Source organism: Pseudomonas sp. SORT22 (assembly GCF_018417635.1).
Taxonomy (GTDB): Bacteria; Pseudomonadota; Gammaproteobacteria; order Pseudomonadales; family Pseudomonadaceae; genus Aquipseudomonas.
Genome location: NZ_CP071007.1, coordinates 1863072 through 1886618, shown reverse-complemented (window position 1 = coordinate 1886618; position 23547 = coordinate 1863072). Strand labels below are relative to the sequence as shown.

Here is a 23547-nt window from a genome sequence, read left to right as displayed (position 1 = left end):
CATGCCCAATCGCCTGCTGGCCGTGCCCGGAATCCGCATCAGCCTCGCCGAGCTGATCGAGATGCGCCATCGCGTGCGCGAAGTGCAGTTGTTCTCCCGGCCCGGCCAGCGCAGCCCGCTGGTCGGCCTGCACCACTCGAAACTGCGCGGACGCGGGGTCGACTTCGACCAGGTGCGGGTGTACCAGGCCGGCGACGATGTGCGCAACATCGACTGGCGGGTGACCGCGCGCACCCAGGAGCCGCATACCAAGCTGTTCCATGAGGAGCGGGAGCGGCCGATCTTCATCCTCGTCGAACAAAGCCAGCGTCTGTTCTTCGGTTCCGGGCTGATGTTCAAGTCGGTGCTCGCCGCCCAGGCCGCCGCCCTGATCGGCTGGGCTGCGCTGGGCCACAACGACCGCATTGGCGGCCTGGTGTTCGGCGACAACGAGCACTACGAAATCAAGCCACGGCGCAGCAAGCAGAGCCTGTTGCAGTTGCTCAACCGCCTGGCACGGGTCAACCAGTCGCTGCACACCGAAGCCGTGCCCCAGGCCGACAGCCTCGGTATCGCCCTGCGCCGCGCCCGCGAAGTGCTGCGCCCGGGCAGCCTGGCAATCATCATCTGCGACGAGCGGGCGCTGACGCCTGCGGTCGAGCAGCAATTGAGCCTGCTTTCGCGTCATTGCGACCTGCTGCTGTTGCCGCTGTCCGACCCGCTCGACCATGCCCTGCCGGCCGCCGGCCTGCTGCGCTTTGCCCAGCACGGTGCGCAACTGGAGCTCGACACCCTCGACCCGACCCTGCGCAAGAGCTACCGCCAGCAAAGCGAGGCGCGCATCGAACGCTGGGAGCTGCTGGCGCAAAAGCTGCGGGTGGTGCTGATGCCGCTGAGCACCCAGAGCGAGATGATCGAGCAACTGCGCGAGTACCTTAACGCGCAACGACCGGGGAAAACCTCGTGAACCCGCTCGATCAATTGCAGCCGCTGCTGGCCCCACCGCCGATCGGCTGGTGGCCGCTGGCGCCAGGCTGGTGGGCACTGCTGTTGCTGCTGCCGCTACTGGCTTGGGGCCTGTGGCGCCTGCGCCATTGGCGCCCGGGCAAAAAGCCCATCGTGCGCGCCGAACTGCCTCTGGACCCGGTACGCATCGAGGCCCTGGCCGAACTCGCGCGCCTGCCCAAACCCTACGACGGTGCCCCGGCCGGGGCCTGGCTGCAGCAGATCAACGCACTGCTCAAGCGCCTGTGCCGCAACCATTACCCGGGCAGCCACAGCCATACCCTCAACGGCCGCCAATGGCTGGCGTTTCTTGATAACCGCTGCCCGGCCGCCGGCCTGACCCGCTGGATGGTACTGGTCGAAGGCGCCTACAAGCCCGAATGCAAACTCGACGACAAAGCCATCAACGGCCTCAACCAGTCGGTCGAAACCTGGATCCGCAAACATGTTTGAACTGGCCTGGCCGTGGATCTTCGTGCTGCTGCCGCTGCCCTGGCTGGCGCGCCTGCTGCTGCCGGCCGCCGACAGCGGCGAGCCGGTGCTCAAGGTCAGTTTCCTCGATGAACTCGAAGGCCTGGCCGGGCGCCGCGCGCGCCTGAACCTGCCGACCTGGCGCCAGCAGGCGCCGTTCGTATTGGTCTGGCTGTTGCTGCTGTTTGCCGCCGCCCGCCCGCAGTGGCTGGGCGAACCGCTGCCGGTGGCCGCCAGTGGCCGCGACCTGCTGGTGGCGGTGGATGTTTCCGGCTCCATGGACTTTCCCGACATGCAGTGGCAAGGCGACGACGTCAGCCGCCTGACCCTGGTCAAGGCCCTGCTCGGCGACTTTCTCGAAGAGCGCCAGGGCGATCGCGTCGGCCTGATCCTGTTCGGCAGCCAGGCCTACCTGCAGGCACCGCTGACTTTCGACCGGCGCACCGTACGCACCTTCCTCGACGAAGCGCAGATCGGCATCGCCGGCAAGAACACTGCCATTGGCGATGCCATCGGCCTGGCGCTCAAGCGCCTGCGTCAGCGCCCGGCGCAGAGCCGGGTGCTGGTGCTGGTCACCGACGGCGCCAACAACGGCGGGCAGATCCACCCGCTGACCGCCGCGCGCCTGGCCGCCCAGGAAAACGTGCGCATCTACACCATCGGCATTGGTGCCGACCCGGAGCAGACCGGCACCGCCGGCTTGCTGGGCATCAACCCGAGCCTGGACCTGGACGAAGCCTCGCTCAAGGAAATCGCCGAACTGACCGGCGGCAGCTACTTCCGCGCCCACGACGGCGAAGAACTGCAAGCCATCGGCGACGCCCTCGACCGCCTGGAGCCTGTGGCCCAGCAGCCGACCCAGGCGCGCACCGCCGAGCCGCTGTACAGCTGGCCGCTGGCCCTGGCGTTGGTGCTCAGCGTGCTGCTGGTGGTCGAACAGCAATGGCCCGATAACCTGTTGCAGCGCCTGCTGCGCCGCCCACGCTTTTTGCAGCCGCACCCGGAATGGCGCCAGCGCCTGCAACGGCTGCGCTTGAGGAGGCGGCGATGAACGAACTGTGGCCGCAATGGCTACGCCCGCTGTGGCTGGTCGTCCTGCCGCTGCTGGCCTGGTTGCTGTGGAAGCTCTGGCATCGGCAAAAACGCGCCGGGCGCTGGCAGATGATCCTGCCCGCGGCCTTCCATGCCGTGCTGCTCGGTGGCGGCAACGGTCGCGACAGCAAACTGCCGTGGATCGCGTTGGGCCTGGCCTGGCTGATCACCGTGCTGGCCCTGGTGGGCCCAAGCTGGCAGCGCCTGGAGGACACCCGCCAGCGCCCGGCCGACCCGCTGGTGGTGCTGCTTGAGCTGACCCCGCAGATGCTTGCCGACGACGCCGCGCCAAACCGCCTGGAACAGGCCCGACGCAAGATCCTCGACCTGCTCGAGCACCGCCGCGACAGCCAGACCGCGATCATCGTCTACGCCGGCAGCGCGCACACCCTGGTGCCGCTGTCCGACGACCTGGCCACCAGCCGCAACCTGCTCGAAGCCTTGGACCCGGCGATCATGCCGCAAGCCGGCCAGCGCGCGGATCTTGCCGTGCGCAAGGGCCTGGCCCTGCTCGCCCAGGCAGGCATCGGCCAGGGCCGGCTGCTGTTGATCGGCTCATCGCTCGATACCCAGGAGCGCCAGGGCATCGTCCAGGCGCTTGGCCGCCAGGGCCCGAGCCTGTTGATGCTCGGCGTCGGCAGCGCCGAGGGGGCGCCGGTCAGGCAGGCCAACGGCGAGTTCCTCAAGGACGATCAGGGCGGCATCCTCTTGCCGCGCCTTGACAGCGCCAGCCTCAAAGCCTTTATCACCAGTACCGGCGGGCGTTATCGCAGCGCCCGCATCGACGACCTCGACCTGCGCGGCCTGCGCCTGTTCGACAACCCGCGCAGCCTGCGAGACGATGGCCAGACCGTGCAGCTCGACAGCTGGGCCGACCAGGGCTATTGGCTGTTGCTGCCACTGTTGCTGCTGGCCGCCTGCGCCGGCCGCCGTGGCTGGCTGTTCTGCCTGCCGTTGCTGCTGGCCCTGCCGCAACCAAGCTACGCCTTCGAGTTCAACGACCTGTGGCTGCGCCCCGACCAGCAAGGCCAGCGCCTGCTTGAGCAGCAGCGCCCGGCCGAAGCTGCGCGGCACTTCGAAGACCCGCAATGGAAAGGCCTGGCCTTGTATGAGGCCGGCGACTACAACGGCGCCGCGCGCCAGTTCGCCCAGGGCAACCGCGCCGCCGACCATTACAATCGCGGCAACGCCCTGGCCCGCAGCGGTGAACTGGAAGCCGCAGTGGATGCCTACGAGCAGGCTCTGGAGCGCCAGCCGGAACTGCAACCGGCGCTGGCCAACAAGGCCCTGGTCGAGCAATTGCTGCAACAACGCCAGGCCGAACAGACGCCTGAGCAGCCGCCCGAAGACAACCAGCAAAGCGACCCCAACAGCAGCAGCGACGCTGCCAGCAGCTCGCAGAACGCCCAGGACCAGGCCGCAGCAAAACCACCGCAAGAGGCCGATGAAGCGGGCAAACCTGCAGACAACGCCAACGAGCAGGCACAAAACCAGGCCAGCGGCGCGGACGACGAAGACACCACCCGCCCGCCCCAGCGCCCGACCGACAGCAGCCTTGATGCCGAACAGCGCCAGGCCCTGGAACAATGGCTGCGACAGATTCCGGACAACCCGGCCGAGCTGTTGCGGCGTAAATTCTGGTATGAACAGCAACAACATCAGGAAACCCATCGATGAGTCGCGTCTGCGTCCTGGTCTTCAGCCTCTTTATCGCCCTGCAGGTGCAGGCGGCGGCGCTGCTCGCCAGTGTCGACCGCACCCGCCTGAATGCCGGCGAAACCCTTGAGCTGACCCTCGAGACCCAGGATGTCACCCAATTCGGCAAGCCCGACCTGACGCCGCTCGATGCCAGCTTCGAAGTGCGTGGCACCCGCCAGGTCAACAGCCTCAACAGCCTCGACGAGAACAGCGCCAACACCCGCTGGATCATCACCCTGTTGCCACGCCAGAGCGGCAGCGTGGAAATTCCCGCTCTGCAACTGGGCGAGGTGCGCAGCCAGCCGATCAGCCTGCAGATCCAGGCCAACGAGATCAGCAGCGAAAACCACGGGCCGGTGTTCATCGACGCCAGCCTCGACCAGCCCGAGGTTTACGTCCAGGCCCAGGCGGTGCTGACCCTGAGCATCTATCACTCGGTGCCGCTGTACGACGACAGCAGCCTCAGCCCGCTGCAGCTGGACAACGCCAGGGTCGAGCCGCTGGGTGAGTCGCGCACCTTCGAAAAAGTCATCGACGGTGTGCGCCACGGCGTGATCGAGATGCGCTATGCAATTTACCCGCAGCAAAGCGGCGACCTGAAAATCCCGGCCCTGACCTTCAGCGCCACCGCCGCGCAGAACGACGCCGAGCAGGAACTCAACACCCCGCGCGCCGGCAAGCAGGTGCAGGTCAGCTCGACGCCGCTGGTGTTGACGGTCGACCCGATCCCGGCCGATTACCCAGCCGATACACCGTGGCTGCCGGCCAACAGCCTGACCCTGGAAGAACACTGGAGCCCGGACCCGGCCCAGCAACAGACGCAAATCGGCGACTCGCTGACCCGCACCGTGATCCTCCAGGCCGAGGGTTTGTCCAGCGCCCAGTTGCCACCACTGCCCGGCACTGAAGTGAGCGGCCTGCGTCGCTACCCGGACCAGCCGCAACTGCGCAACCAGGTCAATGACCGCGGCCTGCTCGGGGTGCGTGAAGAGCGCGAAGCGCTGGTACCGACCCACGCCGGCAGGCTGGAACTGCCGAGCCAGGAAGTGGTCTGGTGGAACACCCGCGAAGATCATCTGGAACGCAGCAATCTGCCGGCGCGCAGCCTGCAGATCGAGGACAACCCGGCGCTGAGCGCCGACAAGCCGGCCAGCGTCGACCCGGTCACGGTGCACACCTACCTGCTCTGGCCCTGGCAACTGAGTACCCTGGTGCTGGCCCTGACCACCCTGCTGGGCTTTGCCCTGTGGTGGCGGGCGCGCTCGCAACCGGCGGTGCTACGCGCGGCGCAAAGCGGGCCGAGCCCGCGCACCCTGCTAGATGACCTCAAGCGCGCGTGCCAGGCCAACGACCCTCAAGCGACGCGCCAGGCCCTGGATGCCTGGGCGCGCCAGCAACCGGAAACCCTGGCCGAGATGGCCGCGCGTTTCGTGCCGCTGTCCGATGCCCTCGATGGCCTCAACGGCGCGCTGTACAGCGAAAGCGGGCAGTATTGGCAAGGCGAAGAATTATGGCGGGCCATCGGTACCATCCCGGCCGCCGAGCAGGTCCAGCCTGCACAAAGCGAGAACGGCAGCTTGCCGCCGCTGTACCCCAAATAACCTCAAGGCGTGACGCCCCGGGCGCCACGCCGGCACACTGCGGAACCCTTCATGCGTCTGTTTCACACCTCCGACTGGCACCTGGGTCAAACCCTGCACGGCCAGGAACGCGACTTCGAACACGCCTGCTTTCTCGAGTGGCTGCTCGGCCAGCTCAAGCTGCGCCAGCCCGATGCCCTGCTGATTGCCGGCGACATCTTCGACACCGTCAACCCGCCGGTCAAAGCCCAGGAACGGCTCTACGACTTCATCGTCCAGGCCCACGAACAGCAGCCCAAGCTGACCATCGTGATGATTGCCGGCAACCATGACTCCGGTTCGCGCATCGAGTTGCCGGCGCCGCTGATGCGCAGCCTGCGCACCCACGCCCTGGGCCGTGTGCAATGGCTGGATGAAGGCGAGCTGGACAGCGAGCGCCTGCTGATTCCGCTGACCAACGCCAAGGGCAAGGTCGCCGCCTGGTGCCTGGCGCTGCCGTTTTTGCGCCCGGCAGAAGTCACCGGTGCGCACCTGGGCGATGACTACCTGCGCGGCATCGCCCAGGTCCACGAAAAACTCATCGCCGCCGCCCTGCAACGACGCAAAAACGGCCAGGCGCTGATTGCCGTGAGCCATGCCCACATGGCCGGCGGCTCGATCTCGGAAGACTCCGAACGCAGCCTGATCATCGGCAACGCCGAAGCCTTGCCGGCGCGGCTGTTCGCCCCGGAGATCAGCTACGTCGCCCTCGGCCACCTGCACAAACCGCAGAAGGTCAACCGCGAAGAGCGCATCCGCTACAGCGGCTCGCCGATCCCGCTGTCGTTCTCGGAAATCGGCTATCAGCACCAGGTTCTGGAAATCGAACTGGACGGCGCCAAGCTTGCCAGCGTCGAATCGCGCCTGGTGCCGCGCGCCGTGCACCTGCAACGCCTGGGCCCGGCGCCGCTGGCCGAGGTGCTGGAGCAACTGGCCGAGCTGCCGGTGGTCGACCTGCTCGACGACCCGCAGCGCCAACCCTGGCTGGAGATCCGCGTACGCCTGGACGAACCCCTGCCCGACCTGCGCGCGCAACTTGAAGGCGCCCTGCACGGCAAGGCCGTGCGCCTGGTGCGCATCGCCGCCGAGTATGCCGGCAACGGCCGTAGCGCAGACGACAGCAGCGCCGACCTGCTGGAACTCGGCCAACTGACCCCGCACGAGCTGTTCAGCCGCGCCTGGGAGCAGGCCTACGGCAACGCCGTCGATGAACAGACCCTGGCCGACTTTGCCCTGTTGCTGCAGGACGTCCAGCAGGAGCAAGAACAGCCATGAAGATTCTCGCCATCCGCCTGAAGAACCTGGCCTCCCTGGAAGGCCCGATCGAGATCGACTTCAGCGCCGAGCCGCTGGCCAGCGCCGGCCTGTTCGCCATTACCGGACCTACCGGCGCCGGCAAGAGCACCCTGCTCGATGCCCTGTGCCTGGCGCTGTTCGGCGCGGTGCCGCGGCTGAGCAACATCGGCCGCGAAACCAAAGTGCCGGAAGTCGACAGCGACATCCTTACCAGCGACCCGCGCACCCTGCTGCGTCGGGGTTCGGGCAGCGGCTTTGCCGAGGTGGATTTCGTCGGCATCGACAGTCGTCGCTACCGCGCCCGCTGGGAAACCAACCGCGCCCGCGACAAGGCCAACGGCAAGCTGCAAGGCAGCCGCCAGAGCCTGCATGACCTGGACAGCGAGCAACTGCTGAGCAACCAGAGCAAGGCCGAATACAAGCAACTGATCGAGTCGCGCCTGGGACTTAATTTCGAGCAGTTCACCCGTGCCGTGATGCTCGCCCAGAGCGAGTTCAGCGCCTTCCTCAAGGCCGATGACAAAGAGCGCAGCGAGCTGCTGGAAAAGCTCACCAACACGGCGATCTACAGCCAGTTGGGGCGCCGCGCCTACAGCAAGAGCAAAGAAGCCGAAGAGGCGCACAAAGCCCTGCAGGACCAGGCCAGCGGCGTGCTGCCCATGGCCGCCGAGGCTCGCGCCGAACTGGACCTGCACTACACCCAAGCGCTCGACGGGTTCAAGGCCGAACAGGCGCAACTGCGCCTGCTCGAACAGCAACGCAGCTGGCTCAGCGAGCTGCTGCAACTGCAAGAGCAAGTGCAGGCCGCCAGCGCGCAACTGCACAGCGCCCAACACCACCACGATAGCCTGCACGGTGAGCGGCTGAAGCTTGCGCGCCTGGAACAGTTGGCGCCGCAGCGTCACCAGTTCGCCCGCCAGCAGGCGCTCAATGCCCAGCTCAGCCCGCTGGCCGCGAGTATCGCCGCGCAGCGCCAGCAACATGAGCAGTTGCAAGGCCGTCAGCAGCAGCTGCAGGACGAACAGGCCAAGGCCCGCGAAGCCCTGGGCCTGGCCCTGGCACAACAAAGCGACAGCGCACCTGCGCTACGCCAGGCCTTTGCCGAACAAAACACCCTGACCCGTTTGCAGCAGGAGCTGACCAACAGCACAGGGCTCAAGCAGCAGGCCGAACAGGCCAGTGCCGAAGGCCAGCAACAGCTGCTGAGCCTCAATGAGCAGCAACGCCTGAGCGAACAACGCTTGCAGCAGATCGGCGCGCAGCTTGAGCAAAGCGTGGCGCTGGCTGGCTTGAGCGAAGCCTGGAATGCCTATCGCCACCGCCTGCAGCAACTGATGCAACTGGGCAACCGCCTAAACCAGGGCCGTGCCGAACTGCCGGGCCTGCAGCAACGCGCCAGCGAGGCCCACGCCCAGCTTGAAACGCAACGCGCCGCCCTGGCCCTGCTCTACCGCGAAGCCGAGGCCGAACCCGAGGCACTGGCCGAACAGATCGGCCTGCTTGGCGAGCTGTTGCAGAAAAACCGCCAGCAGCAACGCCAGGTCGAAGAACTGAGCCGGCTGTGGAGCAACCAGCAAGAGCTCGAACAGCGCCTGCAAGCCCTGCGCGAACGCCAGCAAGCTGCCCTGCAACAACGCGAACAGCTGATCAGCGAAGGCCTCAATAGCAAAAACCAGCTGACCGCCGCCGAACAGGCGCTGAACCTCACTCGCCAGTTGCTCGAACGCCAGCGCCTGGCCCGCAGCCAGAGCGTCGAAGAACTGCGCGCGCAATTGCAGGACGACCAGCCCTGTCCGGTCTGCGGTAGCCAGGAACACCCTTACCATCAGCCCGAAGCCCTGCTGCAAAGCCTCGGCCGCCACGACCAGAACGAAGAAGCCAATGCCCAGCAGGTGGTCGACGGGCTGAAGAAGCAACTCGATGAGCTGCGCACGCAACTGGGCGGGGTCAACGGCCAGATCAAGGAGTACCTGCACCAGCAGGAGCAACTGGGCAGCCAGCAACAGGCGCTGCTGCCCAGCCTCCAAGCGCACCCGCTGTACCCGTCGCTGGCCGCTCAGGACGCAAGCCAGCGCAGCACCTGGCTGGACTTGCAGGCACGCAACCTGAACCACGACATCGGTCGTGACGAGCAGCGCCAGAACGCCCTGCTGACCCTGCAAAAAGACGCCAGCCGCCTGCAACAGCAGCTGCAGGCAGCCCAAGAAGCCAGCCAGCAGGCCAGCCAGCACCTGAGCCAGCAGCAAACAGCGCTGGCCAGTGACGAAGAACGCCTGGAACAGGAACTGGGCAGCTTCGCCAGCCTGTTGCCCGCTGACATCCTCAACGACCTGCGCCAGGAGCCGGCCGCCGCCTTCATGCGCCTGGACCAGCAACTGGCCCTGCGCCTGGATCTTTTGCAACGGCAAAAGGACGAACAGCAGGAACATGCCGAGCGCCAGCAGAGCCTGGACAAAGCCCAGCTGCAGCAACAGGCGCGGGTACAAAAACACGAAGAGCTGCAACAACAGTGCACTGAGCTGGAACACCAGCATCAAAGCAGCCGCGACAGCCTCACCGCCCTGCTCGGCGAACAGGCCAGCGCCGAACACTGGCAGCAGCATCTGGAACAGGCCGTGGAGCACGCACGCCAGGCTGAAACCCAGGCGCTGCAACAACTGCAGCAAACCCAGGCGCAACTGATCGAACTGGCCGCCGAGCTCAAGGCCAAAGACGAACGCCTGAGCAACCTGGAACAGGAACACAACGAGGTTCGCGCGCAGATCGAACAATGGCGCCAGGGCCACCCGGAACTGGACGATAGCGGTCTGGAGCAATTGCTGGCACTGGACGACAACGCCGTAGCGCAGCTGCGTCAGGGTCTGCAGGACGCCGAAAAAGCCATCGAACAGGCCCGTACCCTGCTGCAGGAGCGCCAGCAGCGCCTGGACCAGCATCAGGCCCAGGGCAACGCCGAGCTCACCCGCGAAGCCCTGGAGCAGGTAATCGACAGCCTGCAGCTACAGCTGGCGGCCAGCGAACAGACCTGCGCCGAACTGCGTGCCGCCCAGGCTGAAGACCAGCGCCGGCAACTGGCGCACCAGGCCCTGGCCGAACGGATCGCCAGCGCCTACGGCGAATGGCAGCGCTGGGCGCGGCTCAACGCCCTGATCGGCTCGGCCACCGGCGACACCTTCCGCAAGATCGCCCAGGGCTACAACCTCGACCTGCTGGTGCACCACGCCAACGCCCAATTGCGTCAGCTGGCCCGGCGCTACCGGCTCAAGCGCGGTGGCAGCCTGCTCGGTTTGCTGGTGCTGGACACGGAAATGGGCGACGAGCTGCGCTCGGTGCATTCGCTGTCGGGCGGTGAAACCTTCCTGGTCTCGCTGGCCCTGGCCCTGGGCCTGGCATCGATGGCCTCAAGCACCTTGCGCATCGAGTCGCTGTTCATCGACGAAGGCTTCGGCAGCCTTGATCCGGAGTCGCTGCAACTGGCCATGGACGCCCTCGACGGCCTGCAGGCCCAGGGCCGCAAGGTCGCGGTGATCTCCCACGTACAGGAAATGCACGAGCGTATCCCGGTGCAGATCCAGGTGCGTCGCCAGGGCAATGGCCTGAGCACGGTGGAGGTCAGCGGATGATCCTCTACTCGTTCCGCCGCTGCCCGTGGGCCATGCGTGCGCGCCTGGCGCTGCGCTATGCCGAGTGTCCGGTAGAAATTCGCGAAGTCAGCCTCAAGGCCAAACCTGCCGAGCTTCTGGCACTGTCGCCCAAGGGCACGGTACCGGTGTTGAGTGCAGACGGCCTGGTGCTGGAGGAAAGCCTGGAGATCATGCGCTGGGCCCTGGCCCGGCATGATCCGCAAGACTGGCAACTGGCGGCCGACCCGCAGGCGGCGCAGGCCGCCGAGGCGCTGATCGAGCGCAATGATCGCCAGTTCAAGGTGCAGGTCAATCTGTACAAGTACGCTGAACGCTACCCACAGCACTCGCGTGAGGAGTACCGGGCACAGGCTGAACCCTGGCTGGCCGAGCTGAATGAGCGACTGGCGCACCAGGCCTACCTGTTCGCTGACCATCCAAGCCTGGCGGATGCGGCGTTACTGCCATTGATGCGCCAGTTCGCCGGGGTCGAGCCTGAATGGTTTGCCCAGGCGCCCTACCCGCACTTGCGGGCGTGGCTGCAGGGTTGGCTGGAGTCGGCGCTGTTCAAGGCGATCATGGCGCGCTAGTGCTGCGACTTGTGGTCCAGCGCGGCGTAGAAGTTGGCGCTTTGTTGCAGGTATTTCTGGGTGTAGCTCTGGGTCGACGATTTGCGCTCGCTGAGCTCGACGTGGGCGTTGGCCGGCAGGACCACCGAAGCAGAAATGGCGGAAGCGGCGATGACCGGGAAAAGGTTGAAGTTCATGGCGCTGACCCTCGAAGTCTGTGGTTTGAAGTGGCCGTCTGGGGCCGTGGTTCAAACTTACGCCGCTGGCGCGGCGCACAGAAATTCATTGCAGCAGTAGCAAACATCAGCGCAATTGATAGTCAGTTGACGAACTTCAGGTCCGAGGGCGCATCCTGGGCCAGCTTCTGCACGGTTTCACCGAGCAAGCCACTGCGCGGATCACGGCGGATCACCACGATCTGGTTACTCTTCTGATTGGCCACCAGCAGGAACTTGCCGCTCGGGTCGAGGGTGAATTCCCGAGGATGATCACCTTCGACACTGCGCCGCTGCACCTGCATCAGCTTGCCGGTCTTGTCATCGACGGCAAACACCAGCAGCTCGTTGGCCGTACCGCGGTTGCTGACATACAGAAAGCGCCCGTCAGCCGACAGGTGCAAGGCCCCCGCCGCGCGGGCCGAGGCATCACCCTGTTCGGTCAAGGGCAGGCGCTGCAGCTCCAGCAGCTTGCCGTCCTGGTAATCGAACGCCACCACTTGCGCGCTCATTTCCAGGGTCAGGTAGGCATGCTTGCCGTCGCGGTCAAACAGCAAATGGCGCGGCCCGCTGCCCGGCGGCAGGCTTACCGGCTCGACCGCGCTCAGGGGCTGGGTGGGGCTGGCACCGTCGTAACGGTAGACAAACACCTTGTCGGCGCCAAGATCACTGGCGAACACGTACTTGCCGTCGTCCGAGGACACCACCGAATGCACGTGCGGCCCGGTCTGGCGCTCCGGATTGACGCCGCTGGGCTTGTGCCGGTCTTGCTGCACCGAGGCCTGCAAGTGGCCGTTGCGGTCTACCGGCAACACACTGAGGCTGCCGCCCGGGGCGGGCAACACGCCGTAGTTGGCGACGAACAGGTAGCGCTGGTCATGGCTGAGGCTGGAATGAGTCGGCTCGTCGCCCAGGCTGGGCACCTGGCTCAAGGCCTTGAGGCTGCCGTCCTTGCCGATGGCAAAACTGCTGACCTGGCCGCTGCCGGCGCCATTCTCGTTGACCGCGAACAGCAGGCGCTTGTCGACCGAGAGGGTCAGCCAGGACGGGTTTTCACTGTTGAGCACCTGCAGAGGCGTGGGGTCGATCTGGCCGCTGTCGCTGTTGAAGCGGTAACGGTAGATGCCCTCGCTGCTGCCTGCGGTGTAGCTGCCGACCAGCAGCTCATGGGCCTGGGCGGTGAGCATCAGGCTCATGCTACTGGCGATCAGCAGGTTCTTCAGCAGGCGCGTCATCGTCATCCTCTTCGCGGGCACTAAAGGCACTCATACAGACTAGCCGATGCTCGCCGGTGTCGGCCGTGATCAGCCAGTCGGTACCTTCGAGCCGGGCGGCGCCGATCTGCTCGGGGGAGAACGCGTATTTTTTCAAGGCGCGGCCGTCCATCAACTCGATGCGCAGGCCGGTTTCGTCGAAGCTGAAGTCAAAGGCGTGCAGGCCGTCGACCAGGAGCATGTTGCAGGATTCGAGGGCTTGGGAGAGGGTTGTCATTGCAGGGATATCACTGGCGGGAAACCCCCATGATACCTGAAAGCATCGCGGGTCAAGTCGGATCGCCGCACCGCGGCTCCCACAGCCAGGGTGGGAGCGGCGGTGCGGCGATCCGACTTGCCCCGCGATTGCCGCATCAATGGGCGAAAATCGAACCGCCCTGCTTGCCCGCCATTTTTTCCGGCTTGATCAGGAACCGCGCCAGTGCCGGCAGCAGCCACAACGCGCCGAACATGTTCCACAGCAGCATGAAGGTCAGCATCAGGCCCATGTCGGCCTGGAACTTGATCGCCGAGAAGATCCAGGTGCACACGCCGATGGCCAGGCACAGGCCGGTGAACAGCACCGCCTTGCCGGTGGACTTGAGGGTCTGGTAGTAGGCTTCCTGCAGCGGCAGCCCGGCACGCAGGAAACTCTCCAGGCGGCTGTAGATGTAGATGCCGTAGTCCACGCCGATACCCACGCCCAGCGCCACCACCGGCAGGGTCGCGACCTTGACGCCGATGCCCATGAAGGCCATCAGGGCGTTGCCCAGCACCGAGGTCAGCACCAGCGGCAGGACAATGCACAAGGTTGCGGCAAACGAGCGGAAGGTGATCATGCACATCACCGCCACGCAGATGTACACCAGGATCAGGATGGTCAGCTCGGCCGACTTGATCACCTCGTTGGTGGCCGCCTCGATACCGGCGTTACCGGCCGCCAGGAGGAACTCCAGGCCTTCCTTGTTGTGGGTGTCGGCAAATTCCTGCACCGCCTTGACCGCGCGGTCGAGGGTCTCGGCCTTGTGGTCGTTGAGGAAGATCAGCACCGGCGCCAGCGAGCAGTCGGCGTTGTACAGGCCGTCGGCTCGGGAGATCGAGCTGTTGAGCACGTCCGGGTTGCGCGACAGGCTTTCCCATTTCAGGTTGCCCTCGTTCATGCCCTTGATCATCTGCTTGGACACAGTCACCAGGGAGATCGCCGATTGCACCCCCTGGGTGTTCTCCATCTTCCACATCAGCTCGTCGATCGGCGCCATGGTCGAGTGCACCGAGCAGCCTTCGGTCGGGGTCTTGACCATGACCACCAGCACGTCGGAGCTGGTCGAGTAGTTGTTGATGATGAAGGCGTTGTCCTGGTTGTAGCGCGAGTCCGGACGCAGCTCCGGCGCGCCCTGGTCGAGGTCGCCGATCTTCAGGTTCTGGCTGTACCAGAGGCCGCCACCGAAGGCCAGCAAGGCCAGGACGATGGACACCGGCGCGACCTTGGCGCTGGCAAAATTGGACAGCAGGCGCCAGAACGGATGCTCGCGGGTGGCGTCCTTCTTGCTGCGCTCGATGGCCTTCTTGCTGATGCCGACATAAGAGATGGCGACCGGCAGCAGGATCAGGTTGGTAAAGACGATTACCGCCACACCGATCGAAGCGCCGATGGCCAGCTCGCGGATCACGCCGATGTCGATGATCAACAGGGTGATGAAGCCCACGGCGTCGGCCAGGATGGCGATCATCCCCGGCAGGAACAGCTGGCGGAAGGTGCGCCGGGCCGCGGTCAGGGCGTTGTCGGCATCACTGGACTGCAAAGCGATGCCGTTGATCTTCTGCACCCCGTGGGAGATGCCGATGGCGAAGATCAGGAACGGCACCAGCATCGAGTACGGGTCAAGACCGAAACCCACCGCATGCATCAGGCCCAATTGCCAGACCACCGCCACCAGGGTGGTGATCAGCACCGCGATGGTGCTGCGGATACACCAGGTGAACCAGTACAGCAGCACCCAGGTGATCACCAGGGCGATGCCGAAGAACATCGCCACCATCATCAGGCCGTCGATCAGGTCACCGACCTTCTTGGCGAAGCCGACGATGTGCACCTTCACGTTGGGGTTCTGGGCCTGGAACTTGTCGCGGATCTTCTCTTCGAGCTGATGGGAGAATTGCTGGTAGTCGAGCTTGATCAGCCTGCCCTGGTCCTGCGGGTCGGGGTAGGACTCCAGCAGCGGGATGTCGATGATGCTCGACTTGAAGTTGTTGGCCACCAGGCGCCCGACCTGCCCGGACTTGAGCACGTTGTTGCGCAACTGGTCGAGGCTGTCGGCCGAGCCGTCGTAGGTCTGCGGGATCACCTCGCCGCCGGCGAAGCCCTCTTCGGTCACTTCGGTCCAGCGCACGCTGGGGCTCCACAGCGACTTAAGCCCGGAGCGGTCGACGCCGGGGATGTAGAACACCTCGTCATGCACCTGACGCAGGGTTTCCATGTAGTCCTTGCTGAAGATGTCGCCGTCGGTGGCCTCCACCGAGATGCGCACGGTGTTGCCGAGGTTGGCCAGGTCGTTGCGGTGTTCGAGCATCTTCTCGATGAACGGATGCTCGAGCGGGATCATTTTTTCGAAGCTGGTGGACGGACGAATCTGCGTGGCCTGCCAGAACAGGAACACGCTGACCAGCAGGCAGATGAGGATCACCACCGGGCGGTTATTGAAGATCAGGCGCTCAAGCAAGGTCGCCTTGTCCTGATGGTGTTGCTGCTGGTTCATGTTGAACTGCTCCTGACGGGTCATGGCTGCACTCCTTCGGCGCCCTGGGCCGAAGCCAGGTGCACGCCACCCTGGCCCACCAGCACCAGGCGCCCTTCATTCAGCCCGCTGACGCCGGCCAGGGCAATGCGATCGGCCCGGTTGAACACGCTGAAGCTCTGACCGTCGTCGCTGCTGCGCAGCACGCTGCCGCCATTGCCCACGAGTACCAGGCTGCCATCATCGAGAAGCGTAGCGCTTGCCAGACCAAATTCGAGGTTGCCGCGCGCGGCTTTCAATTTGATCTGTTGCCAGGTGTCGCCAAAATCGCTGGAACGGTAGAGGTTGCCGCGCAAGCCGTAGGCCAGCAAAGTGCGTGGCTGGGCGGTACCGGTGACGCCGAACAGCGAGCCTTCATAAGGGCCTTCGAGCTTTTCCCAGGTCTGGCCGTCGTCGCTGGAGCGGAACATGCTGCCCTGCTCGCCAACGATGAACAGGCCGGCGTCTTTTACCGCGGCGATGCCGTTGAGGTGGAACTGGTCATCGTTATGCAGCCGATCGCCAACATCGTTCCAGTGCTTGCCACCGTCGGTGGTTTCCAGCAATGCGCCATAGGCGCCCACGGCGATGCCGTGCTGGGTGTCCTTGAACCAGACATCGAGCAGCGGCGCTTCACGCGCCAGGTCTTCGAATTGTTTATTCCAGGTGGCGCCGCCGTCGGTGCTGGCGAGGATCTGCGCATCGTGGCCGACCGCCCAGCCGTGCTGGTCGTCGACAAAATAGACAGCGGTGAGCAGTTGCCGGGTCGGCACCTTGGCCTGGGTCCAGGACTTGCCCTGGTCATCGGAAAACAGGATATGGCCGCGATCACCCACGGCGACCAGGCGTGCGCCGGCCTTGGTGACGTCCAGCAGCAAGCTTTTTACCGCCTTGGACGATTGGGTGGAGTAGTCATCGGTTTGCGCGGCTGCGGCTTCGGCCGTATTGGCCCACAGCCCGATTGCCAAGACCAGCAAGCCGCTGGCGGCCAATGCCCAAGGGCGATTGCCGGCTTTACGCGCAGCAGCGCCGAGACCCGCCATGACAGGCTCAGTCATAGATCTATCCCCCGTTTATTGTTATTTGGGTCAATCTATATGCAGGTACTGCAAAAACCGTGTTCCAGAGCCCCGCAATAGCTGAGAGCCATCCTATCGGGGTTTGCAAAGGGCTGACAACGAACGGGACGTTATCTTTTGTTAAGCGCAGGATTTGCGGGGAAGCAATCGCGGGTCAAGCCCGCTCCCACAGGGTCGGTGCATGCAATTCCCTGTGGGAGCGGCGGTGCGACGCCTCGACTTGACCCGCGATAGGGTCTTCAGGCCAGACTTTTGCTCACAACTTCATACACATCGCTGGACAGCGAACCCGATGCCAGAATCCGCTCCAGCTCGCCTTTCATCAACGCCTGACGGGCGCTGTCGTATTTGCGCCAGCGGGTCAGCGGCGCCAGTTGGCGCGAAGCGATCTGCGGGTTGAGGGCGTTGAGTTCGATCACCAGGTCCGCCAGGAAGCGATAGCCCGAACCATCGCCGGCATGGAAGTTGACCAGGTTCTGCCCGGCGAAGGCACCGATCAGGGCGCGGACCTTGTTCGGGTTCTTCATGGTGAAGGCCGGGTGCTGCATCAGCGCCTTGACCCGCGCCAAGCCGCCCGGCAGGGTGCTGGCCGCCTGTACGCTGAACCATTGGTCCATGACCAGCGGGTTGTCCTTGAAGTGCTCGGCAAAGCTTTCCAGGGCCTTGGCCCGCTGCGTCTCGAACGGCGAGTTGACCAGCACGGCCAGGGCGGTGAGGCGCTCGGTCATGTTGTCACAGGCGTCAAACTGCTCCAGGGTTGCAGCTAGCACTTCGGGCCGGGCGCTGAGCATCAGGTACGAGAGCACGATGTTCTGCAGGCTGCGACGGGCAAAGTGCTCGGCTTCGGCAACGTACTCGGTGCCACGCGATAGCGCGCGGTTGGCCTGGTAGCGTGCGTTGAGGGCATCGAACAGCTGCTCGGCGATCTGCTTGCGGGCGAACTCGCGGGCGGCGTGGATGGCATCGACGTCAGCCACTTCGCTGATTTCGGTGAGGTAGGCTTCGCTGGGCAGCGAGAGCATCTCGGCGACCATGGCCTGGTCCAGTTGCTCGTTGGCCAGCACCGTACCCAACGCGGTCACCAGGCGCTGATCCAGCACTAGCTTGGCGCCCTGCTGGTGCTGGGCGATCAGTTCCTGCAGCACCTGTACCGACAGTTGCTGGCCGGCTTCCCAGCGATTGAAACCATCGCTGTCGTGCTGCATGAGGAACATCAGCTGGTCGCGGTCATACGGAAAGCTCAGCTTGACCGGGGCACTGAAGCCACGCAGCAAGGAGGGTAGCGGCTTGGCAGCGATGCCCTCGAAGGTGAAGGTCTGCTCGGCTTCGGTGACCGACAACACCCGCGAGGTGCCGTCTGCTGCCGCTTCACCTTGCAGGCGCAGGGCAATGTCGTTGCCCTGGGCATCGAGCAGGCCCAGTTCCACCGGGATCACGAATGGTTTTTTCTCGACCTTGTCCGGGGTGGCCGGGCAGCTCTGGCGGAACGTCAGGCTGTAAGTCTGCGTGGCGCTGTCGTAAGCCTCGCTGACTGCCAGGCGCGGCGTGCCGGCCTGGCTGTACCAACGCTTGAACTGGGTCAGGTCGACGCCGTTGGCGTCTTCCATGGCCTTGATGAAGTCATCGCAGGTCACGGCCTGGCCGTCATGACGCTCGAAGTACAGGTCGCTGCCTTTACGGAAACCCTCGGCGCCCAGCAGGGTGCGGACCATGCGCACCACTTCCGAGCCCTTCTCGTACACGGTCAGGGTGTAGAAGTTGGAGATCTCGATGAAGCTGTCGGGGCGCACGGCGTGGGCCATGGGCCCGGCGTCTTCGGCGAACTGGTGGGTGCGCAGGTAGGCGACGTCCTCGATACGCTTGACCGTGCGCGAGTTCATGTCGGCGCTGAACTCCGAGTCACGAAACACCGTGAAGCCTTCCTTGAGCGACAGCTGGAACCAGTCGCGGCAGGTCACGCGGTTGCCCGACCAGTTGTGGAAGTATTCGTGGGCGACCACCGCCTCGACCCGCTGGTGCGCAGCGTCGGTGGCGGTTTCGGCGCGGGCCAGCACGCAGCTGGAGTTGAAGATGTTCAGGCCCTTGTTTTCCATGGCGCCCATGTTGAAGTCGTTGACCGCGACGATCATGAAGATGTCCAGGTCGTACTCGCGGCCATAGACTTCCTCGTCCCAGCGCATGGACTTCTTCAGGCTGGTCATGGCGTGCTGGCACTTGTCGATGTTTTCCGGCTCGACATAAATGCGCAGGGTCACGTCACGGCCCGACTGGCGGGTGAATTTGTCTTCGACGCACCACAGGTCACCGGCGACCAGGGCGAACAGGTAGGCCGGTTTCATGAACGGGTCTTCCCAGGTTGCCCAATGCCGGCCATCTTCCTGCGGGCCAGTACCGACCGGGTTGCCGTTGGACAGCAGCACCGGATAGCGATGCTGCTCGGCGATCACCGTGGTGGTGAACTTGCTCATCACGTCCGGGCGGTCGAGGTAGTAGGTGATCTTGCGAAAACCCTCGGCCTCGCACTGGGTGCAGAACATGCTGCCGGACTTGTACAGGCCTTCGAGGGCGGTGTTGCGCTCGGGGTGGATCTTCACGCTGGTGTCGAGGGTGAAGGTCGCAGCCTTGGGCTGTACTGTCAGGTGGCTGTCATCGAGCTGGTAGTCGCCGGCGGCCAGGGCCTGGTCGTCCAGGGCGACGCTGAGCAGCTCCAACTGCTGGCCGTCGAGCACCAGCGGCGGCAGGCCGGCACCACGGGCCGGATTGCGGCGCATGACCAGCTGCGCGTGGACCAGGCTGTGGTCCTCGAACAGTTCGAAGGTCAGGTGGGTCTCGTCGATCAGGTATTCGGGGGCCTGATAGTCCTTGAGGTAGATCACTTGCGGCTGTTCGGTACGCATGTGGCGGTCCTTTTTTACTGATGCACGGCGAGCTGGTACGCCGTGTATTTGCGAATATTGATCACGCCGGTGTCGAAGATCAGGTACTGGCCCTTGATGCCCAGCAGCGTGCCTTCAGCCACGGGATTCTTATCCAGGTTAAAGCTGACGATCTTGCTCGGGTAGGCCTCGACCGGGTAGCGGATTTCCAGCACTTCACCATCATTCAACGGCTGCACGGCCTGTAGGCCGAATCGCGCCTGCAGGGCAGTCAGGCCCTCGGCGCAGCTGTCGAACAGTTGATCGCGCACGGCAAGCAGGTCGACCGCCTCGGCATCGCCCTTGAGCAAGGCGCGCCAGTTGGTGCGGTCGGCCACCTGGCTGCGGAACAGGTCTTCGACCAGCCCCGACTGCTGGCGGGTGGCAACCCGCACGATCGGCAGCGCCTGGCTGGCGCCCTGGTCTAGCCAGCGGGTGGGCAACTGGGTCGCCCGGGTAATGCCGACCTTGATGCCTGAGGAGTTGGCCAGGTACACCACATGATCGGTCATGCAGAACTGCTCGCCCCACGAAGGTTCGCGGCAGGTGCCCTGATCGTAGTGGCATTTTTCCGGGGCCATGATGCACACGTCGCACTGCGCAAGCTTGGTCATGCACGGGTAGCAATAACCCTGGCTGAAGCTGGTCTTGGTCTTGCGCCCGCAGTGGCTGCAATGGATGGCACCGAGGTATTCCAGGCGCAGGGTCTTGCCGATCAAGGGGTTGACCGGCACTTCCTGCTCGCCCAGACGAAAAGCGTACTGCACCACCGGCGCATCGAGACGCGCCGACATTTTACTGATGGAGCCGCGGCCGAGTTCGATCAATGGATCGCATCCGACTTGAACAGGATGTTCGGCACCGGTGCCGACTTCGAGGCGCATTCCTGCGGGCCCATGTAACCGGTACGCTGTTCTTCCGGCAGGTTCTGCAGCTCCCAGGCGATCACCGCCTGCAGCGACAGCTCTTTCTGCTCGGTGGTGAGCTTGCGCCCGTCTGCCCATTTGCCCAGCTCTACCGCCAGTTTCAGGCTCTGGTAGATTTCCGGGGTGATGTTTTCAATCATTTGCGCAAAAGTGGACATAAGGTCTCCCAAAATCAAGCGGTCAGTTTACGCCGGGCCAGCGCCCCGCCCAAGAGCCCGCTGAGGCAACCGACCAACAGCCCGCCGACATGGGCGGCGTTGGCGATCTGGCCGAAGCCGAGCAGGCTGATCAAACCGGACAGGCACAGCAGCAGCCACACCAGCATCATCACCAGCACGCCGCGCGGCATGCGATACACCGGGTTGGGCGCCAGCCACTGGTACAGCCAGATGTGTCCGAGCAAACCGTAGAGCACCCCCGACAAGCCGCCGAACAGGCTCGGGCCGCCAAACAGGTACTGCGCAGCGTTGGACACCAGGCTGAACAGCAAGGTCAGGCCGAGCAGGTTCCATGGCCCCTGGCGCAGTTCGATGCGCCGGCCCAGTTCCCAGTACCAGAGGCCGTTCATGGCCAGGTGGAGGATGCCGAAATGCACCAGCATCGGCGTGAACAGGCGCCACCACTGGCCATCGGCAAGGCTGGCGGCCAAGGGGGTGAAGTACAGGTAGTCGCCCTGCACGCGAAAATCGAGGAAGGTCAGCCAGCTCAAGGTCGCGAAGTTGTCGCCAAGGCCAGTAAGGCCGGCGACGATCAGGCACAGCAGGAGGATCGCCGCCGTGGCCTTGCTGGCGCGCAACTGCTCGCCGATGCTCGGACGCGCCGGCGGCGCCAGGGCGGCATCGGCCGGCAGTTCGAACTCGGCATTGCCCTCGGGGAAACGCTGGTAAAGCTGGCGTACGTCTTCGGCGAGGTTCTCGGCCACCCACAACACCTGGTCACCGCCCTCCTCGCTGACCCGGTGCGGCACCTGCAGGCGCCGCAACAGGCCGACAAAGCCGCTGAGATCGGTACTCAACGGCATGCGTAATACCACCACTGCAGTCATTGGCTGGCCTCCGGCCGGTCGACATCAACCCAGACGAACTTGCGCGGGTCGATGCGGGTTTCAGCATCCAGGCGGTAAGCGACCAGTTTGCCGTACAGCACCGCACTGTAGTCCAGGCAGGCCAGGTTGACGCGGATCGGCGCTGGTTTGCCGCTGCGCCAGTAATGGCCGACGAACAGCATCGGCTCGTCCTCGCTGTAGCGCAGCAAGGCGTTCTTCTGGCTGTGGCTGAGCGGCGCACTGGCCACCTGCTCGGGCAACGCATCGGGCTGGAAGACGATATCGCCGTAGGTCTGCGGGTCTTCTTCCCAGAACTTGGTGCGGAAAAACGCCCGGGTCAGGCCGTCGCCGCCAGTCAGGGTCAAACCGTCCGGCAGGCGCATGTCGGTGCCGCGCAACAGGCGGTTGCAGACTGTGGCGGCAAAGCTCTCAGGCACTGCCGAAGCCTGGATGAAATGCTCGTCGATGCGCCCGTCCGGGTACTGCTGGCGCAGGGGGTCGATCAGCCGCGCATCCCAGCAGGCATGGACAACGCGAAAACGCCCGGCGTCGATGAACAACGGCAGTTCGTAGAACCACTCGAGAAAGTCATGCCAGTCGCCTGGATGCTGTTCGAACTGGGTCAAGGTTTCGTAGATCAGCCGGCCGTGGCGCGGGGTGTGCTCGCGCACGTAGTGCTTGCCGCTCTCGGGCAACGCCGGGGTGTTCCAGCCCAGGGCGTTGTACTCGTGGTTGCCCATGATGCAGTGGGCCTGGCCGGCCTCGACCATGTCATGGACGATGTGCAGCGCTTCGCGAATCCGCGGGCCACGGTCGATGATGTCGCCAAGGAACACGGCCTGGCGCGACGGATGCCGCCAGACGCCACCCTGGCGCTTGTAGCCGAGGGCGTCGAGCAGGCGTTCGAGGGTATGTGCACAGCCGTGCACGTCACCGATCAGGTCGAAACTGCGAGCGGGATCGAGCATCACTCGCCTCCACCACCCAGGCGGCTGCCCCAGCCGAGCTTGGTCCGGCATACCTCGTAGTAATTGTGATCCAGCGGATGGATCAGGCGCAGCTTCTGCGGCTTCTTGTTGACCGTGATGGTATCGCCAGGCGCGCAGGTGAAATGGTTCTGGCCGTCGCAGGAAATCTGCGGGTAGATCTGCAGGTCCTTGGACACGACGATCTTCAGCTCACTGTTGCCGTCAACCACGATCGGCCGCCCCGACAGCGTGTGCGGGTACATCGGCACGATGACGATGGCGTCGAGCTTGGGGTGCATGATCGGCCCGCCCGCCGACAGCGCGTAGGCGGTCGAGCCGGTCGGCGTGGCGACGATCAGGCCGTCGGCCTTCTGGCTGCAGACGAACTGGCCATCGATGTAGATTTCGAACTCGATCATTCGCGTCGACTTGCCCGGGTGCAGCACCACATCGTTGAGGGCGTCGCCCTGGCCGATGGCTTCGGCGTGACGGCGCACTTCGGCCTGCAGCAGGAAGCGGTTTTCCACCAGGTAGTGGCCGTCGAGCACCTCGGCGACCTTGACCTCCAGCTCATCGGGGCGGATGTCGGTCAGAAAGCCCAGGCTGCCACGGTTGATGCCCAGTACCGGAATGTTGTGCCGGGCCAGGGCGCGGGCGGCGCCGAGCAGGCTGCCGTCGCCACCGACGACGATCACCAGGTCGCAGACCTCGCCCAGCAGCTTGCGGGTCGAAGTTTGCAGGCCGTGGCCGGGCAGGACTTCGGCGATGGTGTCCTCGAGGATCACGTGCAGATGCCGCGCCAGCAGGAATTTTTTCAGTCGGCGAATGGTATCGAGCACCTGGGAGCTGCCCAGACGTCCGATGATACCGATATTGCGAAATTGCTCCATGGGGCTCCAGGGCTCTGCGGCGGGTAAAGAGGCGATGCTCGCCAAAGAGTTCGATTATGGGCGAAAGCGCCGGGCAGCGGCAAACGCCGGAGAAATTCAGCAAGCGCGCAGGCTGAGCGGCTATGCTCGC

19 protein-coding genes are annotated in these 23547 nt (G+C 64.8%); 8 read left to right on the top strand and 11 right to left on the bottom strand.

All coding sequences use genetic code 11. The features are described from left to right. The first annotated feature begins 1 nt into the window (after position 1). Genes JYG36_RS08905 through JYG36_RS08870 form a run of 8 tightly spaced genes read left to right on the top strand, consistent with a single transcriptional unit; the run spans position 2 to position 11373 of the window. Complete coding sequence (locus JYG36_RS08905) at positions 2-946, top strand: DUF58 domain-containing protein (protein ID WP_093380676.1); 945 nt, start codon at positions 2-4, stop codon at positions 944-946. Beyond that, the gene (locus JYG36_RS08900) at positions 943-1437 is read left to right on the top strand and encodes a DUF4381 domain-containing protein (RefSeq protein ID WP_093380674.1); all 495 of its coding nucleotides are present in this window, start codon (positions 943-945) and stop codon (positions 1435-1437) included. Before JYG36_RS08905 ends, JYG36_RS08900 begins: the two co-directional genes overlap by 4 nt. Further along, on the top strand, positions 1430-2506 hold the full coding sequence (locus JYG36_RS08895; protein ID WP_045195041.1) for a vWA domain-containing protein: 1077 nt from the start codon (positions 1430-1432) through the stop codon (positions 2504-2506). The genes JYG36_RS08900 and JYG36_RS08895 overlap by 8 nt, the downstream gene beginning before the upstream one ends. Beyond that, positions 2503-4224: a tetratricopeptide repeat protein gene (locus tag JYG36_RS08890; RefSeq protein ID WP_213603619.1), complete on the top strand. Its 1722-nt coding sequence runs from the start codon at positions 2503-2505 to the stop codon at positions 4222-4224. The genes JYG36_RS08895 and JYG36_RS08890 overlap by 4 nt, the downstream gene beginning before the upstream one ends. Further along, entirely contained in the window at positions 4221-5846 is a 1626-nt protein-coding gene (locus JYG36_RS08885; RefSeq protein ID WP_093380669.1) for a BatD family protein, read from the top strand. The genes JYG36_RS08890 and JYG36_RS08885 overlap by 4 nt, the downstream gene beginning before the upstream one ends. Before the next feature lie 51 nt (positions 5847-5897). Continuing rightward, the gene (locus JYG36_RS08880; protein WP_213603617.1) at positions 5898-7139 is read left to right on the top strand and encodes an exonuclease SbcCD subunit D C-terminal domain-containing protein; all 1242 of its coding nucleotides are present in this window, start codon (positions 5898-5900) and stop codon (positions 7137-7139) included. Beyond that, positions 7136-10783, top strand: a complete 3648-nt coding sequence (locus JYG36_RS08875) for an AAA family ATPase (RefSeq protein WP_213603615.1) — start codon at positions 7136-7138, stop codon at positions 10781-10783. The genes JYG36_RS08880 and JYG36_RS08875 overlap by 4 nt, the downstream gene beginning before the upstream one ends. Beyond that, positions 10780-11373: a glutathione S-transferase gene (locus JYG36_RS08870; RefSeq protein ID WP_213603613.1), complete on the top strand. Its 594-nt coding sequence runs from the start codon at positions 10780-10782 to the stop codon at positions 11371-11373. The genes JYG36_RS08875 and JYG36_RS08870 overlap by 4 nt, the downstream gene beginning before the upstream one ends. On the opposite strand, the gene JYG36_RS08865 is transcribed toward JYG36_RS08870, so the two are convergent. From JYG36_RS08865 to JYG36_RS08815, 11 genes are all read right to left on the bottom strand, one after another. Continuing rightward, positions 11370-11549, bottom strand: coding sequence for a hypothetical protein (locus JYG36_RS08865; RefSeq protein ID WP_010223291.1), 180 nt, complete (start codon positions 11547-11549; stop codon positions 11370-11372). The genes JYG36_RS08870 and JYG36_RS08865 overlap by 4 nt on opposite strands. Positions 11550-11671: 122 nt before the next feature. Beyond that, complete coding sequence (locus JYG36_RS08860; protein WP_249744411.1) at positions 11672-12802, bottom strand: lactonase family protein; 1131 nt, start codon at positions 12800-12802, stop codon at positions 11672-11674. Continuing rightward, positions 12765-13058 carry a DUF5629 family protein gene (locus JYG36_RS08855; protein ID WP_093380652.1) on the bottom strand — a complete coding sequence of 98 codons (294 nt, stop codon included), beginning with the start codon at positions 13056-13058 and terminating at the stop codon, positions 12765-12767. Before JYG36_RS08855 ends, JYG36_RS08860 begins: the two co-directional genes overlap by 38 nt. 136 nt (positions 13059-13194) lie before the next feature. Continuing rightward, positions 13195-15576, bottom strand: a complete 2382-nt coding sequence (locus tag JYG36_RS08850; protein WP_093387402.1) for an efflux RND transporter permease subunit — start codon at positions 15574-15576, stop codon at positions 13195-13197. A 20-nt stretch (positions 15577-15596) separates the two neighbouring features. After that, positions 15597-16652, bottom strand: a complete 1056-nt coding sequence (locus JYG36_RS08845; protein ID WP_213603611.1) for a YCF48-related protein — start codon at positions 16650-16652, stop codon at positions 15597-15599. Positions 16653-16912: 260 nt separating this feature from the next. Next, complete coding sequence (gene pepN / locus JYG36_RS08840; RefSeq protein WP_213603609.1) at positions 16913-19570, bottom strand: aminopeptidase N; 2658 nt, start codon at positions 19568-19570, stop codon at positions 16913-16915. 14 nt (positions 19571-19584) lie between these two features. Further along, entirely contained in the window at positions 19585-20415 is an 831-nt protein-coding gene (locus JYG36_RS08835; RefSeq protein ID WP_045195062.1) for a DUF2797 domain-containing protein, read from the bottom strand. Further along, positions 20412-20672 carry a YeaC family protein gene (locus JYG36_RS08830; RefSeq protein WP_045195064.1) on the bottom strand — a complete coding sequence of 87 codons (261 nt, stop codon included), beginning with the start codon at positions 20670-20672 and terminating at the stop codon, positions 20412-20414. Before JYG36_RS08830 ends, JYG36_RS08835 begins: the two co-directional genes overlap by 4 nt. 14 nt (positions 20673-20686) lie before the next feature. Continuing rightward, positions 20687-21559 (bottom strand): rhomboid family intramembrane serine protease, encoded by an 873-nt coding sequence (locus JYG36_RS08825; protein WP_045195066.1) that lies wholly within the window; start codon positions 21557-21559, stop codon positions 20687-20689. Further along, the gene (locus tag JYG36_RS08820) at positions 21556-22527 is read right to left on the bottom strand and encodes a metallophosphoesterase (RefSeq protein WP_213603607.1); all 972 of its coding nucleotides are present in this window, start codon (positions 22525-22527) and stop codon (positions 21556-21558) included. The genes JYG36_RS08825 and JYG36_RS08820 overlap by 4 nt, the downstream gene beginning before the upstream one ends. Then, a complete protein-coding gene (locus JYG36_RS08815) occupies positions 22527-23417 on the bottom strand; it encodes an NAD(+) kinase (RefSeq protein ID WP_045195070.1) in 891 nt (296 codons plus the stop codon). The genes JYG36_RS08820 and JYG36_RS08815 overlap by 1 nt, the downstream gene beginning before the upstream one ends. Between the last annotated feature and the right edge of the window lie 130 nt (positions 23418-23547).